This is a genomic window from Coleofasciculus sp. H7-1 (genome assembly GCF_057473865.1).
In genome coordinates, this window is record NZ_JBYCCT010000034.1 from 385,417 (window position 1) to 399,679 (window position 14,263).

At 47.1% G+C, this 14,263-nt stretch carries 11 protein-coding genes and 3 pseudogenes; 6 read left to right on the forward strand and 8 right to left on the reverse strand.

From position 1 onward, the window contains the following. Nucleotides 1–236 precede the first annotated feature (236 nt). The 3 genes from AC2VDX_RS10015 to AC2VDX_RS10025 all read left to right on the forward strand — a co-directional run bounded on the left by AC2VDX_RS10015 (nt 237) and on the right by AC2VDX_RS10025 (nt 6,157). Nucleotides 237–3,641 carry an ATP-binding protein gene (locus AC2VDX_RS10015; protein ID WP_378182992.1) on the forward strand — a complete coding sequence of 1,135 codons (3,405 nt, stop codon included), beginning with the start codon at nt 237–239 and terminating at the stop codon, nt 3,639–3,641. 372 nt (nt 3,642–4,013) lie between these two features. After that, nucleotides 4,014–5,021, forward strand: a complete 1,008-nt coding sequence (locus AC2VDX_RS10020) for a hypothetical protein (RefSeq protein ID WP_378182995.1) — start codon at nt 4,014–4,016, stop codon at nt 5,019–5,021. A gap of 59 nt (nt 5,022–5,080) precedes the next feature. After that, nucleotides 5,081–6,157: a coiled-coil domain-containing protein gene (locus AC2VDX_RS10025; RefSeq protein WP_378182998.1), complete on the forward strand. Its 1,077-nt coding sequence runs from the start codon at nt 5,081–5,083 to the stop codon at nt 6,155–6,157. A gap of 109 nt (nt 6,158–6,266) precedes the next feature. Here AC2VDX_RS10025 and AC2VDX_RS10030 read toward each other — a convergent pair whose 3' ends face one another. From AC2VDX_RS10030 to AC2VDX_RS10040, 3 genes are all read right to left on the reverse strand, one after another. Then, entirely contained in the window at nt 6,267–6,734 is a 468-nt protein-coding gene (locus AC2VDX_RS10030; protein ID WP_378183062.1) for an isochorismatase family protein, read from the reverse strand. Continuing rightward, nucleotides 6,631–6,960, reverse strand: coding sequence for a hypothetical protein (locus AC2VDX_RS10035; protein WP_378183068.1), 330 nt, complete (start codon nt 6,958–6,960; stop codon nt 6,631–6,633). The genes AC2VDX_RS10030 and AC2VDX_RS10035 overlap by 104 nt, the downstream gene beginning before the upstream one ends. A gap of 80 nt (nt 6,961–7,040) precedes the next feature. Then, on the reverse strand, nt 7,041–7,163 hold the full coding sequence (locus tag AC2VDX_RS10040; protein ID WP_378183001.1) for a hypothetical protein: 123 nt from the start codon (nt 7,161–7,163) through the stop codon (nt 7,041–7,043). On the opposite strand from AC2VDX_RS10040, the gene AC2VDX_RS10045 reads away from it, so the two are divergent. Beyond that, entirely contained in the window at nt 7,162–7,752 is a 591-nt protein-coding gene (locus AC2VDX_RS10045) for a Crp/Fnr family transcriptional regulator (protein WP_378183004.1), read from the forward strand. The genes AC2VDX_RS10040 and AC2VDX_RS10045 overlap by 2 nt on opposite strands. A gap of 226 nt (nt 7,753–7,978) precedes the next feature. Here AC2VDX_RS10045 and AC2VDX_RS10050 read toward each other — a convergent pair whose 3' ends face one another. Next, nucleotides 7,979–8,995, reverse strand: a complete 1,017-nt coding sequence (locus AC2VDX_RS10050) for a sulfate/molybdate ABC transporter ATP-binding protein (RefSeq protein ID WP_378183007.1) — start codon at nt 8,993–8,995, stop codon at nt 7,979–7,981. Between the two features lie 517 nt (nt 8,996–9,512). On the opposite strand from AC2VDX_RS10050, the gene AC2VDX_RS10055 reads away from it, so the two are divergent. Together AC2VDX_RS10055 and AC2VDX_RS10060 are read left to right on the forward strand one after the other, a co-directional pair. After that, on the forward strand, nt 9,513–10,112 hold the full coding sequence (locus tag AC2VDX_RS10055) for an IS607 family transposase (protein WP_378183065.1): 600 nt from the start codon (nt 9,513–9,515) through the stop codon (nt 10,110–10,112). Next, entirely contained in the window at nt 10,000–11,193 is a 1,194-nt protein-coding gene (locus AC2VDX_RS10060; protein WP_378183010.1) for an RNA-guided endonuclease InsQ/TnpB family protein, read from the forward strand. Before AC2VDX_RS10055 ends, AC2VDX_RS10060 begins: the two co-directional genes overlap by 113 nt. A gap of 270 nt (nt 11,194–11,463) precedes the next feature. On the opposite strand, the pseudogene AC2VDX_RS10065 reads toward AC2VDX_RS10060, so the two are convergent. The 4 genes and pseudogenes from AC2VDX_RS10065 to AC2VDX_RS10080 all read right to left on the reverse strand — a co-directional run. After that, a pseudogene (locus tag AC2VDX_RS10065) lies at nt 11,464–12,626 on the reverse strand (sulfate ABC transporter substrate-binding protein). A gap of 52 nt (nt 12,627–12,678) precedes the next feature. Then, nucleotides 12,679–13,488: a phosphate ABC transporter ATP-binding protein PstB gene (gene pstB, locus AC2VDX_RS10070; protein WP_378183013.1), complete on the reverse strand. Its 810-nt coding sequence runs from the start codon at nt 13,486–13,488 to the stop codon at nt 12,679–12,681. A 134-nt stretch (nt 13,489–13,622) separates the two neighbouring features. Continuing rightward, nucleotides 13,623–13,889: pseudogene (locus tag AC2VDX_RS10075) on the reverse strand (phosphate ABC transporter permease PstA); the annotation flags it as partial. Between the two features lie 17 nt (nt 13,890–13,906). Next, nucleotides 13,907–14,263 (reverse strand): annotated as a pseudogene (locus tag AC2VDX_RS10080) (IS701 family transposase); the annotation flags it as partial.

The following is a 14,263-nucleotide window of genomic DNA, read 5'->3' on the forward strand; positions in this document are numbered from 1 at the left end:
TTAGTAGGCTCCCATAAGCCCCCTCGACCGATGCATAATTAAGCAGTAGCTTGTTTTTGCTTTTTTGAAACTAGCTGTAGGCTCTCCAATTTTGTTAACTCCTTTTTAAATACATATAGGCTGTAGGCAGGGAAAACCCCAAGCGATACCCGCACCTACTGAGCCTCAGCGATGAATTTGAGCGGCGACGTACTGCGCGTGCGTTCTTGTTGCACTTTCCCCTAGCCAGGTTGGTCATGTCCATATCCACTCCCAGTTTAAAGGAATTTATCGAGCCAGTTCCCGTTTGCGAACAAACAGCGGCATTGGTGAGGGTGCTGGAGATTTTTAGCTCTGGCAGTTACGATCGCCTGGTGGTGGTCAGCGAACAACAACATCCACTGGGAGTCATCAATCTGCGGGCAATCATGCCTCATCTTCTAGTAACAAACTCGTTCAGCCAAGAAAATTATTTGGTTGCTCCTTTGACGCTGGATTTACAGCAACCACTGTGTCACCTAGATTTCCCTCTCATTGAAAGCTTGGCAACGTTGCCAAGCGAGCTTTCTGTGAATGAATTTCGGCTGTATTTGCGTTGCAATTCCCAAATACGGCAACAGTGGGCGGTGGTCGATCCAACTCATCAATTCTTGGGTTTGTTGGATAGCGATCGCATCTTGAAATTCATGGCAACCGCCGAAGGCAGCGAGGAATGGGGCATGGGCAGTAGTCAGAAGAGGGCTTCCCAGGCGTATGCCCGTGAAGAACTCAAAGAAGAGGCAGTAGGCTTGCAGGAAGCAACTTCGCTCCGAGAAGCCGCCCTCCGGGCATCCGGGCATCTACGCAAACCGCCCTTCCCGTGGTCAGTAGCAACAAACACGGCTCAACTCCCCGCTTCGGGGAAGCCGACGGGGGCAAAAGAGGGGCGGTACGGCGGACACCAAACAACAGCCTCTTGGGCAGCCGTCATGCCCTTGGTGCAACTGCTGGAACAACTGCCATTGCCTTTAAGATTGCAAACAAGTTCTGGACAAGCGATCGCCCAGAACCTGACTTGGCGTCAGCAGATTGGGGATTTTGACCCTACCCTGGTACAGCAAGCGGCACCTGCCAGATTAGATTCCTTGCCCGCTGCGTGGAGCGAGAGATTCGTCGGAAGTTCTAGCGCCCAAGAAATTCAGTCTCATCGGCGATGGGAGCCTTCAAAGCCAAACAACCGACCCGATTCGGGTGCAGCTGAAGCCTCTGTTGGCGGCGATTCTGCCAGCGTGATGTCAGCGACAGAAGCCGCCATTACTCAAAACAACCCTCTGGGCAATTCGTCAGCAACCCAGCCCTCTAGAACCTGGAAAAAGAGCAACGAGCGCATTTGGCAGTTCGTCAAAATTCCCCTGCGGCAGAACGGGACTGAGTTAGGACTCCTAGGAGCGTTTGGCGAGCCAGTACAGGAGTTACGAGGAAATTCTGATATTCCCTCTTCTTCCTCTTCACTCAGTCCTGACAAGCAATCTTCAGCACTCAGCACTGACTTATGGCTGGTGATGGCGACTGATGTCACCGAACAGCAGCAGGTTGCCAAGGAACTGACGGCTAAAAATGCGGATTTAGTACAACTCAACCGGATGAAGGATGAGTTTTTAGCCTGTATCAGCCACGAACTCAAGACTCCCCTAACTTCCGTGCTGGGTTTATCCAGCTTGCTAAAGGATCGGTTACTGGGAGAGCTGAACGAGCGTCAGGCACGCTATGCAAAGCTGATTCATCAGAGTGGGCGTCAGTTAATGACGGTGGTCAACGATATTTTAGATTTGACCCGCATGGAGACGGGGCAGATGGAACTGACGATAGAACCCGTGAATATTCTGACAGTGTGCGATCGCGCCTTATCCCAAGCCAGACAACTCCAGACCTTGAAAGACGAACCGGCGACGGGGCAAGAACCAGCCAGCAACGCCAAAGAAGAACTGCGCTTTACGCTCAGTATCGAACCTGGATTAGAAACTATCGTGGCGGACGATTTGCGTCTGCGCCAGATGCTCGCGCACCTGCTTTCCAACGCCCTCAAATTTACCGAAGCTGGCGGCGAAATTGGGCTGAAAGTGAGTCGGTGGGAAGGCTGGATTGCCTTTATTGTCTGGGACACTGGCATTGGTATCCCAGACAGCAAACAACATTTAATCTTTCAGAAATTCCAACAACTAGAAGATCCCATGACCCGCCGCTTTGATGGCACAGGACTGGGACTGGTTTTAACCCAAGGTTTGGCTCGCCTGCACGGTGGGGATGTTTCCTTTATCTCCAAAGCCGGTCAGGGAAGCCAGTTTACCCTGCTACTTCCTCCCATTCCCCCCCCTCGCCAGGAGGAAGGAGGCAGGATGAAGGCTCAAAAAAATCGGGATGCATCCTTCATTCCGCATCGTTCATCTTTGAACCGCAATCGGTTGATTTTGATTGTCGAAGCCGCACCCCAGTACATCGACCATTTAACCCAGCAACTCACCAGTTTAGGCTATCGAGCCGCGATCGCTCGTTCCGGGACAGAAGCCCTCGAAAAGGCACGGCGATTCCAGCCACAAGCCGTACTGCTCAACCCGTGCTTGCCCCTGCTTTCCGGCTGGGACGTTCTGACTCTGCTCAAATCAGACGACCAAACCTGCCACATTCCAGTTATCGTGACAGCCACTAACGCCGAAAAAGAGCAAGCCGCCTCCAACCGAGCCGATGGCTTTTTAACTCTGCCAGTCCAGGCGGAAACTTTACGCCACAGCCTGACTTGTTTAACCAAGCCAAAGCAATGCACCAACGTTAGCCTGACGATTTTACATATCACTTCTGTTGAGCAAGCCGAAGCGGAATTCTCGCCCACCGCCTTGGGACTCTCGCCAAATCACCGGGTTCTAGAAGCCGACGATCTAGAACAGGCAGAACTTTTGGCTCGCGTTTGGCAGCCGGATGTCGTCATCCTTGATGGTGGGGATCTAGAAGATCCGCTTGCCTATCTCAAACAGCTCGCCTCACAAACGACCCTTGCTTCTCTACCATTAGTAACCCTAGATCGCCCGACCGCTGAGGCGGCAAATCAAGTGAGCAGTCTTTGTGTCTTTCCCTGTTTGGCAGCGGATGGGAACGATCGTACCGCAGCTTTATTGCAGGTGATTCAGATTGCCGTCGGGATGAGTTGTAAGCCCAGCATTTTAGTTGTAGATGCGCGATCGCTAACGGATTTGTCCGAAAATTGCGATCGCTACCCGACAAGCGAAGCCTTCGACCCCCGATTGTTCGCTAAACCCCAGTTGGGCGGCTCTACGGCATCCCCTCTGGTTCACTACCTGCAAACAGCCGGGTTTAGAAGTATACTTTCGCGCTCTTGGACTGAAGTGTTGCGGCAACTTCAACACCAAAACGTTGATTTGTTGCTGATCGATCTGGCAGATATGGAGCTAAATCCAGCCTTGATGGAGGCGCTGGCTTCCTTGGGACAGATGCCGTTTCTACCGCCGATTTTGGTGCTGGAGCATCAATGGGATGGGGTCGATGAACCTACCTCAGAGTTGCAGGCAATCCTCAGCGCGATCGCTACCAAAATTCTGCGCGTACCCGCCCTATCGATGGCAGAAGTGTTAGACCAGATTCACCAAACCCTTACCCAAGCTAGTTACTAGCCTCATCCTCGCTTCAGCTTCTCGTTCCCTGCTCCCAGACCTAACCCCCCGCCCCTTCCCTATGTAGCTTGCTTCCAAGGGAGCGGTGGGAAGGGGAGCCATATTCAAAGCCCCTCTGGGTGTCGGAGAGGTGGTTTCGGTATTAGGGGGTTAGGTTTGTCTTATCCGAAAAGTATTGGGATGGGTTTATCTATAAGCAGTAACTTTTTATACACCAGTTCTACGTTATTTTCCCTTGACATTGCCTAATTCGCTTGAGTATATTGCACTAGAACAAATGTTCTACTTGAGGACGGCGTTCCCGGTCAGATGGCAACACTCGGCTGTAGAAAATTTACCTGCAACGGAGTAACTTTGTTATGGAGAAAAAGCATGAATAAATTGGCATCCAAAGACAGCAAAGAACAGATTCTGGAAGCCTTCAAACAACTGATTGCAGACCAGAAAAAAATTGATTCAAAAATAGCGACCAAGGAACAAGAAGCAGAAAAAGAAAAAAACAAAGAAATTCTTCAAGCTGCTTCCACCTATACCATTGATAGTATTGTCAAAGGTCTAGCCGATCTGCAATTAGAGTTTGGCGGTATTGTCTCTGGAGTGTCCGCAAAATTAACTGGTGAAACTTCAAAGTTAGACGAACTAAAACGGGCGCTAGACATTGAAACGCAGCATTTGCAAGAACTTCAGCAAATCAGAGTAGTAGCAGATGCGTTGCACATCTTGACGCAAGAACACCAAGAAAACCTAAAATGGCTTGAACAAAAAACAGCCAGCGAACGGGAAGCACTGGAAAAACAACAGTCTACCATCCGCAAATCTTGGCAAAAAGAGCAGGAAGAATTTGAAATAACACTCCAAGAACAAAATGCTCTATTAACTGCCGAACGCCAGCGGGAAGTTGAAGAGTATCAATACGATTTAGAACGGACTCGGAAAATGGAGACAGATGAGTACGAAGAAATTAAGCGAAACCTGGAACGGGAATTGCAAGAATCTGAGAAAGAGAAAGAAAAACAGTGGTCAGATCGAGAAAACAGTCTGACAAAGCGTCAAGCAGAATTTGCAGATCATCAACAGAAAATCGCAGGATTTCCTAAAGAATTGGAGGACGCCGTTAAAAAAGCCAGAGAAGAGGCAATCAAAGACGTTCACCAAGATGCTAAAGTGCAATCTGATTTGTATGAAAAAGAGTGGGAAGCGACTAAACAGGCAAATGAATTTAAAATTCAATCCCTAGAGCAAACAATTCAAAGACAATCTGAACAAATAGCAGAAATTACTGCCCAACTTCAAGCCGCTTTGAAGCAAGCACAAGATATTGCCATGAGAGCCTTTGAAAACTCCTCCGCTAAATTGACAAGCACCGAAAAGAGAAATTAGAAATTTGCTTCTAGCTGGCTCCAGAGTAAATAGCGTTTCTCAAAAATAGGAGATTATCAATGGCAAGAAAACCCAACGACAAAAACACCAAGGCTGAAATCTTAGCGGCGTATGAGGAATTAAGTAAGGAGAAAGCAGCGCTAGACTCGCAAGTGAAACAACTGAATCAAAGTAACCCACCGGCGATTAAAGACAAACAGCCATTGGAATCGAGGATAACAATGAATCAGGCTACTGCGGATCAACAAAAAATGGATCGGGTAATTGAAAGTCTGGCGAAACTGCAATTAGGATTTGGGGGTGCTGTCAGCGAGTTGTCAGAGAAACTGACATTAGAAGCTTCTAAGCTACAAGAACTCAGGGGTTCTGTCGCCACAGAGGTTAAAGAATTAGAATATCTGCATAATTTAGAAATCGCTGAAGGAATGTTGGATACGCTCATCCAACAGTATGAGGAAAGTTCCAAAACTTTTGAAGAGGAACTTAGCCAAAGACGTGAAAATTTAGAACAAGAAACTCTAGAGCAAAAAAGCGCTTGGTTCAAAGAGCAAGAAGAACGTAAACGCTCCATTAAGGAGCGCAATGAAACGCAAGCTAAAACGCGACAACGGGATGTTAAAGAGTATAAGTACGATCTAGAACTCCAACGCAAAATCAACCAAGACGAGTCCGATCAAACCAAGAAAGGTTTGTATAAGCAACTGGAAGAATTCCAGCAAGAAGAAGAGAAACAGTGGGATGAGCGGGAGAAAGCGATCGCTGAACGAGAAAAACAATATGACGAGGCGAAAGCTAAGGTAGAAGTATTTCCCAAAGAACTGGAAGCGGCTATCAAAAAAGCCAAGGAAGAAGGCAAAGGCATTGCCCATCACCAAACCAAAATTAAGTCTGATTTGTATGCTAAAGATGTGGAAATGCAAAAGCGTTTTCACGAACAGAGAATTCAGTCTTTAGAGGAGACAATTCGCAATCAGGACGCGCGGCTTCTCAGCCTCTCGAAACAACTCGATTCTGCGCTCAAGCAGGTTCAGGATCTGGCGGTTAAAGCGATTGAAGGTGCTTCAAATGCTAGTTCCTATCAGTCGCTCAAAGAAATCACGCTGGAGCAAGCGAAAACCCTCCAGAAAAACAAATAAGATGATTCGTTGAATTGCATAGATTGTAGAGACGCGAAATTTCGCGTCTCTACAGAAGGGAAAATTCTGGCATCTTTTTACTAACCGAACCGTTTATCATCTGCTGCTTCTACGGCGCAGCTAGCATCCCTCCTCCAAGACCCGCATCGTGCAACCGCTGGGCACCAATATTGCGGCTGAGTACCGCCAGTCCCGCCAAATGCGCTTGCAAACCTGCTGTGCTGGCGCAGCAGTCAGTCAGTACAAGTGGTTCAATGCCGATATCGAACAGATCCATCGCCATCTTCAACACGCACATATCGGTATCGATACCGACGACAGAGATCCGCTGAATCGAATTTTCGCGCAGGTAGTTCGCCAGTTTGTCTGGCATTCCGCACAGTCCCGACTTTGAGAACACAAGTTCTGGCTTGGCAAAGGGTTCGAGTTCCGAGACAAGGTTTGTTTCTGCGTCGCTGTCGCAGCCGTGCCAGTTAAGAAAGCGACAGTACGGCCCGTCGGACACATTGATAAAGCGCGTAAACAGAATTGGCGCGTACTCGTGGCGCTGGAGCAAGCGGACAACACGCTCCGGAATATGATGCGTGAAGTCGTTGATAAAACCAGATTGCACATCGACGATGAGTAATGGCTCGGACATCTAAACGCTTTCCTTCGGCAGCCTTGCTTTCTACTATGAGCTGATTATCTCGTAACCTGCCCCTACAGCCGCATCGTACAGAAGACGCGATCGCGTCTTCATCTTCTGGCTGCACCAGGTCAATTGCACGCAGACGATAGGGCAATTCCGGCGAGTCACGCAATTCTTGTTCTCATACAGTGCTATCAATTGCCGCACAATTTCGGGAAGGCGGCGATTTTAGTTTCTCAATCTACAGTTCTCCTAGCGGAATATAGTATATTTGGATGAAATCCCTTCAATGCATCCCCGCAACCAGCGTTCGGCAAGCAGAATTGCGATCGCTCTGAATTTTCGTAGCTGTTTTAAAATTGGATGACTATCCATGACTGCTTCCCCGTTTTTATTACCTAGCGCTGCTCACCTGAAGCGACGTACATTTTCTCGCCGCTCTCTACTGCCCTTAGAGCAGAATTTTCTCTGGCAAATCGAGACTGGGGTAGTTCGCACCTTGACCTGGCTCGAAGACGGCACACCCATCACGCTCGGTTTATGGGGGCCAGGAGATATTGTTGGCAGAGTGCTATCCAAGGCTGACCCTTATCAAATTGAATGCCTAACCCTGGTAGAGGTAAAAATTCTCCCTGTTAGCAAGTGTCAAGAAGCCACCGAGTCGATGATTCTGCATATTCAGCAATTTCAAGAATTAATCGAAATTCTGCATTGCAAATCGGTGGATGCTTCACTGCTGCGACTGTTGACTTGGCTGGCGAAAAAGTTTGGTCGTGAAATTGAGCAAGGAAAACAGATCGATTTGCGCTTGACGCATCAGGAAATTGCCGAACTCATCGGTGCCACCAGAGTCACGGTGACGCGACTGCTCAATGAATTTGAGAAGCGGGGAATTATTCAGCGCCTGCCTCACCGCTTCATTGTTCTGCAAGAGCAACAGCCGTTCTGGCACTACGAAATTTAATCCGATTAAACTACATCACTTTCAGTTGTACAGAGGCTGAGTGGTGAGCGATACAGAGAGTAAAGGGCGGCAGAATTTGTCGCGGGTGCGCGATCGCACGCTTTGCAAACGAGCGCACCTATCTGGCGTGGATGCGGGTGCGCGATCGCTCTGATGGTTGGCGTCGTCATCGTCCGCCTTCGCAACTTCTTTCCACCCAGCAGTAACGTTGTTGCTACCTAATTTCTCAAGTTAATGAGTATGCGGGGAAGGTCTTGGCGTGTTGGGGTTTTACATAAACTTGCTGCTGTGGTTTCAGCTGCAACTGGTTCAGGCGATCGCGCGTAATATAGGCTATCACTTCCTGACCATCCTTAAAACGCAACTCAACTTGAACTTCCCAACCTAGATGCACAATGCGGTTGACCTTGGCTGGGGCAGCATTTTCTTCAGGCATAGTCTGGATTGCGACATCGTGGGGACGCAAAAATACATCAGAAGTTGGCGACTCCAAATTTGATAAGCGAAAAATGCCAGCAGTACTCGGTAGAACATTCACCGGACCAACGAAACTCATCACAAACGGGGTTGCTGGTTGATCATAAATCTCTGCGGCAGTCCCTACCTGTTCCACCCGACCTTTGTTAAACACCACAATTTGATCCGCAAGTTCCATTGCTTCTTCTTGGTCGTGGGTGACAAACACGGTGGTGACATTCACCCGTTCGTGTAAGTGTCGCAAGGAAGCTCGCAGTTCTTTACGCACTTTGGCATCCAAAGCTCCAAACGGCTCATCCAACAGCAAGACTTCGGGATCGACAGCCAAGGTTCTCGCCAAAGCCACCCGTTGCCGCTGTCCGCCAGAAAGCTGAGATGGGTAGCGATCGCCAAAGCCATTGAGCTGCACCAAGTCTAAAAGTTCCTCTACCCGGTGTCGAATCCTGACTTTGGGCGCTTTGCGTAACTCTAGACTAAAGGCAATATTTTGGCGAACGGTCATGTGCTTAAACAGCGCATAGTGCTGAAACACAAAGCCGATGCCGCGCGATCGCACACTTTGCAGGGTCACATCCCGATCGGCGATTTTGATTCTGCCACTGTCTGGAGCCTCTAAGCCTGCAATCAGCCGCAATAAAGTGGATTTCCCCGATCCAGAAGGTCCCAAGAGTGCTACTAAAGAGCCACTTTTAATATCTAAATTTACCTCTGAAACCGCTTGAAAGGAGCCAAATCGTTTGGATACGTCTTGAATCAAAATACTCATAGCGACTGTTTCCCAATTTTCCTAAAGTGCGGGTTCCCTTGATAAACAACCGAGTTAGGTTAAATGAATGCCTTTAATCTACGGTTCATCGCTCAAGTTACTGTACATTTAATACCATAAAACTAACAACACTTCTATCCGAGGTACGAGGCTGGCTGGTTCGATGGGGAACTCCGCTCGGAAGATAACTCACGAGAGCCTAGCTACGCATTGATTACAAGGCACTGAGGAGCAGAGGAAAGATTGCCATGTACAGGCGCTCTTTTCCAATTCCCAAAGGCTGTAAAATTTAGGCAATTAATCTACAGTTTACCGATCAAGATTAAATAATTTGTGGTCAGAATTTCTGATTAATCTTTTCCAGGCTGGGTAAACAAACTCAGCTAAATGGGATGACGAGGGAAAAAAGTAGCGATCGCGCCCTGACTTCCCGTAGAGAGAGTAGCAATTTAATCTTTGGTTAACCGGACATATCCGGGCGTAGTGGTATAATGATGCCAGAGTTGAGGATACCGCTATTGTCAAATACGTCACCCCAAGGGAAGCTACCCAGACTCTTGGGGTTCACGAACGGACGCTCCGACGTTGGCACGAAGAGGGAAAAATCGAAGCCATCTGGACGGAAGGAAAACAACGACGATACAACGTCGAAAGCTATACAGCTAGAGCTAAATCTGGAGTGGATACCCGGATTGACATTCTCTACGCCAGAGTCAGTTCTCACGCTCAAAAACCAGACCTCGACCGACAAGTTGAATACCTACGCGACAAATATCCAGGTGGAGAAGTCGTCTCAGAGATTGGAGGAGGTCTTAACTTCAAGCGCAAGAAAATGCTTACCGTACTGGGACGAATCATGTCAGGAGATATCAAGCGCCTTGTGGTCGCACACAAAGACCGACTGGCACGATTCGGATTTGACTTGTTTCGATGGATCTGCGAACAAAACAGGTGTGAACTCGTGGTTTTCAATGAATCAAGTCTCTCTCCTCACGAGGAAATGGTTGAGGATATACTCGCCATCCTTCATTGCTTCAGCTCAAGGCTTTACGGACTCCGCAAATACAAGACTCAGATGCAAGAAGATCCGGATTTACCCAAGCGTCGAACTCGGTAAAATTTGGCGTAAATGGTTAGCAGCTTGCAGATACTGTTTCAATCAAGCTATTGCTTATCAGCGGCCAAATAAGCGAACAAGCTTGCTAAAGTTAAGAAATATTATTATGCGGTCTGACTTACCTGAGTGGGTAAAAGAAACGCCTTGTCACATTAAACAAAATGCCATCTTTGATGCTCATCGGGCATACAGCGCCAGTGTTGATGCTAGGTTCAGGAGTTGCCGAAATCTTCAGCAAACAATTAAGTTCAATAATAGCAATTTTAGTTCTGGTTGCTGGTATCCCAAGTTAACTAAAGGGCTTAGTTTTACTGCATCTGAGACATTACCAGAAAACTGCTCAGCCGCTACGCAGCTTACATTCTCCTCATGTAGATGGTTCGCTATCGTTCCAGAAGAAATGGTAGTGGAGAGGAAAGAGAAAGATGGCATTATTGCCCTAGAGCCGGGAGTCAGAACGTTTTTGACTGGATTTGATGGTCATCGCTTTGTTGAGTTTGGTTATGGGGATATCGGCAGAATTACCCGATTGTGCCAATATCTTGACGACTTAATCAGTCGAATGAGTAAGGTTTGTCGAAAACAACGACGAAGAATGCGGCAAGCAGCTCACCGGATGAGGATTAAAATTCGCCACCTCATTGATGAAGCCCACAAACAGATTGTTTGCTATCTAACTGACAATTATCGGGTTATATTTCTTCCGACCTTCGAGACTTCCCAAATGGTTGCCAAGGCTCGAAGAAAGATTCGGTCAAAAACGGTTAGGTCAATGCTGGCTTGGGCGCATTACCGCTTTGAACTGTTTTTAGCTCAAAAAGCAGAAATGACTAACACAATTGTCATTACAGGTTCAGAGGCTTATACCTCCAAGACCTGTACCAAGTGTGGTCATATTCATCAATCCCTAGGTGGCTCTAAGGTGTTTAAATGCCCATCCTGCGGTCATACGTTACCACGAGATATGAATGGTGCTTTGGGCGTTATGCTCAGAGCTTTGCGGGATACCGCCTTCACCGTTAGTGATGATGGTGTTGCTATCGCTGCATTGTCCGGAAATTTTCCGTATTGTGTCGCGTAAATGTATCAGGGAATCAAAAAGTCCAGACCCCAAGAATCCCTCACCAGCTTTTGGCTGTACTGCCTTTTTGAGAAGTGTCCCATCAGTCTCACCAGCGAGTGCATCCCATTTTTGAAAATTTATCATCTGTAGGAGCGCCCAACCACGCTAATGTGCAATAGTAAGAGGCTGCCTAGGCAGCCTTAGTCTGTATAGCCTAGAGTTTACTCGTCAGGCGTTTTAGAAAAGTGGGATGCACCCGCTGGACTCGCCCTTCTGTAATCAGCAGGCTCATATCTTGCCAGCAACCTGAATTTGGTCAAAAATTGCCCCCTCAGCAAAGAATTTCTTCTGGACATCATCCCAACTCCCCAAATCTTGAATTGTGAAGAGAGTTTGGAGTTGGGGATAATTCTGAGCTACTTCTGCTACCACGCTAGGATTAACGGGGCGATATCCTAACTTCGCAAATTCTTGTTGGGCTTCCTTCGTGTAAATAAAATCGACAAATGCTTGTGCAATTTGTCTGGTGCCGTGTTTATCAACGTTTTTGTCTACAAGAGCGACAGGGTTGTCGATCGAAATGTTAACGTCGGGTACCACAGAAGGTAGTTTCTCACCATTCTGCTGAGCCAAAATTACCTCGTCTTCGTAGTTGAGTAAGACATCTCCCTTACCTTGCTTAAAAAATATATCGCTAGCCTGACGCGCATTGTTGGTTAGCACGGGGACGTTTTTATAGACTTTGGTTGCAAACTCCTGCGCTTGAGCTTCATCACCCCCTTTTTGCGTCACAGAACCCCACAAAGCCAGGAAATTCCAAATAGCAATACCAGATGTTTGGGGTTAGCTGTAATGATACTCAGGCCATCTTTTGTCAAGTCTTCCCAAGTGTTGATGCCTTTCGGATTGCCAGGGCGGGTAACAATAGCGACGACGGAACGGGTAACAATGCCACCTCTGGGAGATTTTTTTTCCCAACCTGGTTGAATTAAACCTGCTTCCTCAATTTTATGGGTGTCAAGGGCAAGTGAGAGATGGACGATATCTGCTTCTTGCGAGCCATCAATGACAGCACGAGCTTGGGAGCTAGATCCGCCATAACTCTGCTCGATAGTGACGTTTTGGTTATGTTCTTTTTGCCAATTTTCTACAAATTTCGGTACGATCTTCTCGTAAGCTGCTTGAGTAACCGAATAGGAGACGAGGGATAGCTTTACGTCACCACCTTTAGAAGCTGAGTTAGCGTTGCTACCACAGGCAGCGATCGCCATGCTCAAGCTCGCTCCTATTAAAAATAGAGACAAAAAATTCCTGATGGAATGACCGTTTGACCAACTTTTTATCGGTCGTTTGCACCACTGTCCAAGAGCTTGCCAAGCATTAACAAAATAATGCTGAACGTTCGCGATCGCCTGCCTCCCTTGCTTGGGAAAATGTTGCCATTTGCTCATCAAGATCCTCACTAAGACTTGCTGCAATAACGGGCAATTTTACTGTTCTAACTCAACCAAACTTACCGCTGATGTAAGCCTTAGCTTCTTGAGTACGAGGAGGATTGAAAATTTCTTCGGTAGGACTGAACTTGACTAATTTTCCTCTGCGCTTGCCGCTTGCATCTGTTTCTGTATTGAAAAAGCCAGTTAAATCTGATATTCGCGAAGCTTGCTGCATATTATGAGTCACCATAATCATGGTGTATTGTTCTTTAAGCTCGCGACAAAGTTCTTCAACCTGCTGAGTTGAAATTGGGTCGAGAGCCGAACAGGGTTCATCCATTAATAGAACATCGGGCTTCATAGCGATCGCTCGTGCAATGCAAAGCCGCTGCTGCTGTCCTCCAGATAAAGCTGTCCCCTTCTCTTTTAACTTGTCTTTCACCTCATCCCAAAGCGCAGCTCGCCGCAGCGATTGCTCTACCAGTTCAGCCATATTTCCCTTATAACCATTCGCACGCGGGCCAAAGGCTATATTTTCGTAAATTGACTTTGGAAAAGGGTTTGGTCTCTGGAATACCATCCCAACTTGACGCCGGATTTTAACCGGATTAATCTTGCCATCATAAATGTTTTTCCCCTGGTAATTAATCTGGCCTTCTACCCTGGCTCCAGGTATTAAATCGTTCATCCGGTTGAAGCATCGCAAGAAGGTACTTTTGCCGCATCCTGAAGGGCCAATAAAAGCGATGATTTTTCTTTCAGGAATTTCCATATCGACTTCCTGAAGCGCCAGAAAATCACCGTAGTAAACCTTAACACCTTGGGCGTTAAGAACCGGGTTAGTTTGCGTGCTTTGAGCTTTTTTTGGGGAGCGCATATCGTGTACTTTCCAGTATTTATTACATTAAAGCTTTTAACGTTGAGTTTTGAGTTTATGCCACGAAGGAATTACGAGGCATTTGAGCAATCTTTTTAAATTAACTCTAAAAAATCCTAACTTTACTTAGGACTTTATTTAAATGCAGAAAAGCGTTGCCGGAGGTATATTGCTGTACCATTTAAGACCAAAATCAATAACAGTAAAACAATGATTGACGCTGCTGCTGCATTAGCAAAACCAGGCTCAGGGCGAGTGATATAGGTATAAATTTGAATGGGCAGAGCCATAAAGCGCTGAAACAAACCAGGATTAAATGTGAGAAAACTCACAGCTCCGACAACAATTAAAGAAGCCGCATCGCCAATGGCACGGGAAACGGAAATAATCACCCCTGTTAACGGGACTTGAACTTTGTTCAAGCCCAAACAAGCCCTAAATGGGCTAGGTGTAAGGCAAATACGTCAGTATTCTCCTGAAGCCAACGGACAAACCGATAGGATATAGCTGTTCTAAAAGCTGACAAAGCTTCAGGAAATGTATTCAACGGTTTATTAGCCCAACATCGTCTTAATCCTCCGGTTAATTGTTGCCAAAGGATAAAACTATAGGCACAGAAGACTAATATCAAATGTCGATGAAGGCTTCTGATACTTCGTGTCTGATATTCTCTTAGTCCTAACCATCATGAGAGCTTCACGGTAGAATACTTCCACCCAATTTCTTTGGGAGTAAGTTTTAACTATCCATTCACACGTTGCCTTTTCATGAGCAA

Excerpts from the sequence above, each read along its gene's own strand:
- pstB (WP_378183013.1), bottom strand. The coding sequence starts at position 13,488 with ATGCGCTCCCCAAAAAAAGCTCAAAGCACGCAAACTAACCCGGTTCTT.
- AC2VDX_RS10040 (WP_378183001.1), bottom strand. The coding sequence starts at position 7,163 with ATGGATAGTCATCCAATTTTAAAACAGCTACGAAAATTCAGAGCGATC.
- AC2VDX_RS10050 (WP_378183007.1), bottom strand. The coding sequence starts at position 8,995 with ATGAGTATTTTGATTCAAGACGTATCCAAACGATTTGGCTCCTTTCAA.
- AC2VDX_RS10025 (WP_378182998.1), top strand. The coding sequence starts at position 5,081 with ATGGCAAGAAAACCCAACGACAAAAACACCAAGGCTGAAATCTTAGCG.
- AC2VDX_RS10015 (WP_378182992.1), top strand. The coding sequence starts at position 237 with ATGTCCATATCCACTCCCAGTTTAAAGGAATTTATCGAGCCAGTTCCC.
- AC2VDX_RS10020 (WP_378182995.1), top strand. The coding sequence starts at position 4,014 with ATGAATAAATTGGCATCCAAAGACAGCAAAGAACAGATTCTGGAAGCC.
- AC2VDX_RS10045 (WP_378183004.1), top strand. The coding sequence starts at position 7,162 with ATGACTGCTTCCCCGTTTTTATTACCTAGCGCTGCTCACCTGAAGCGA.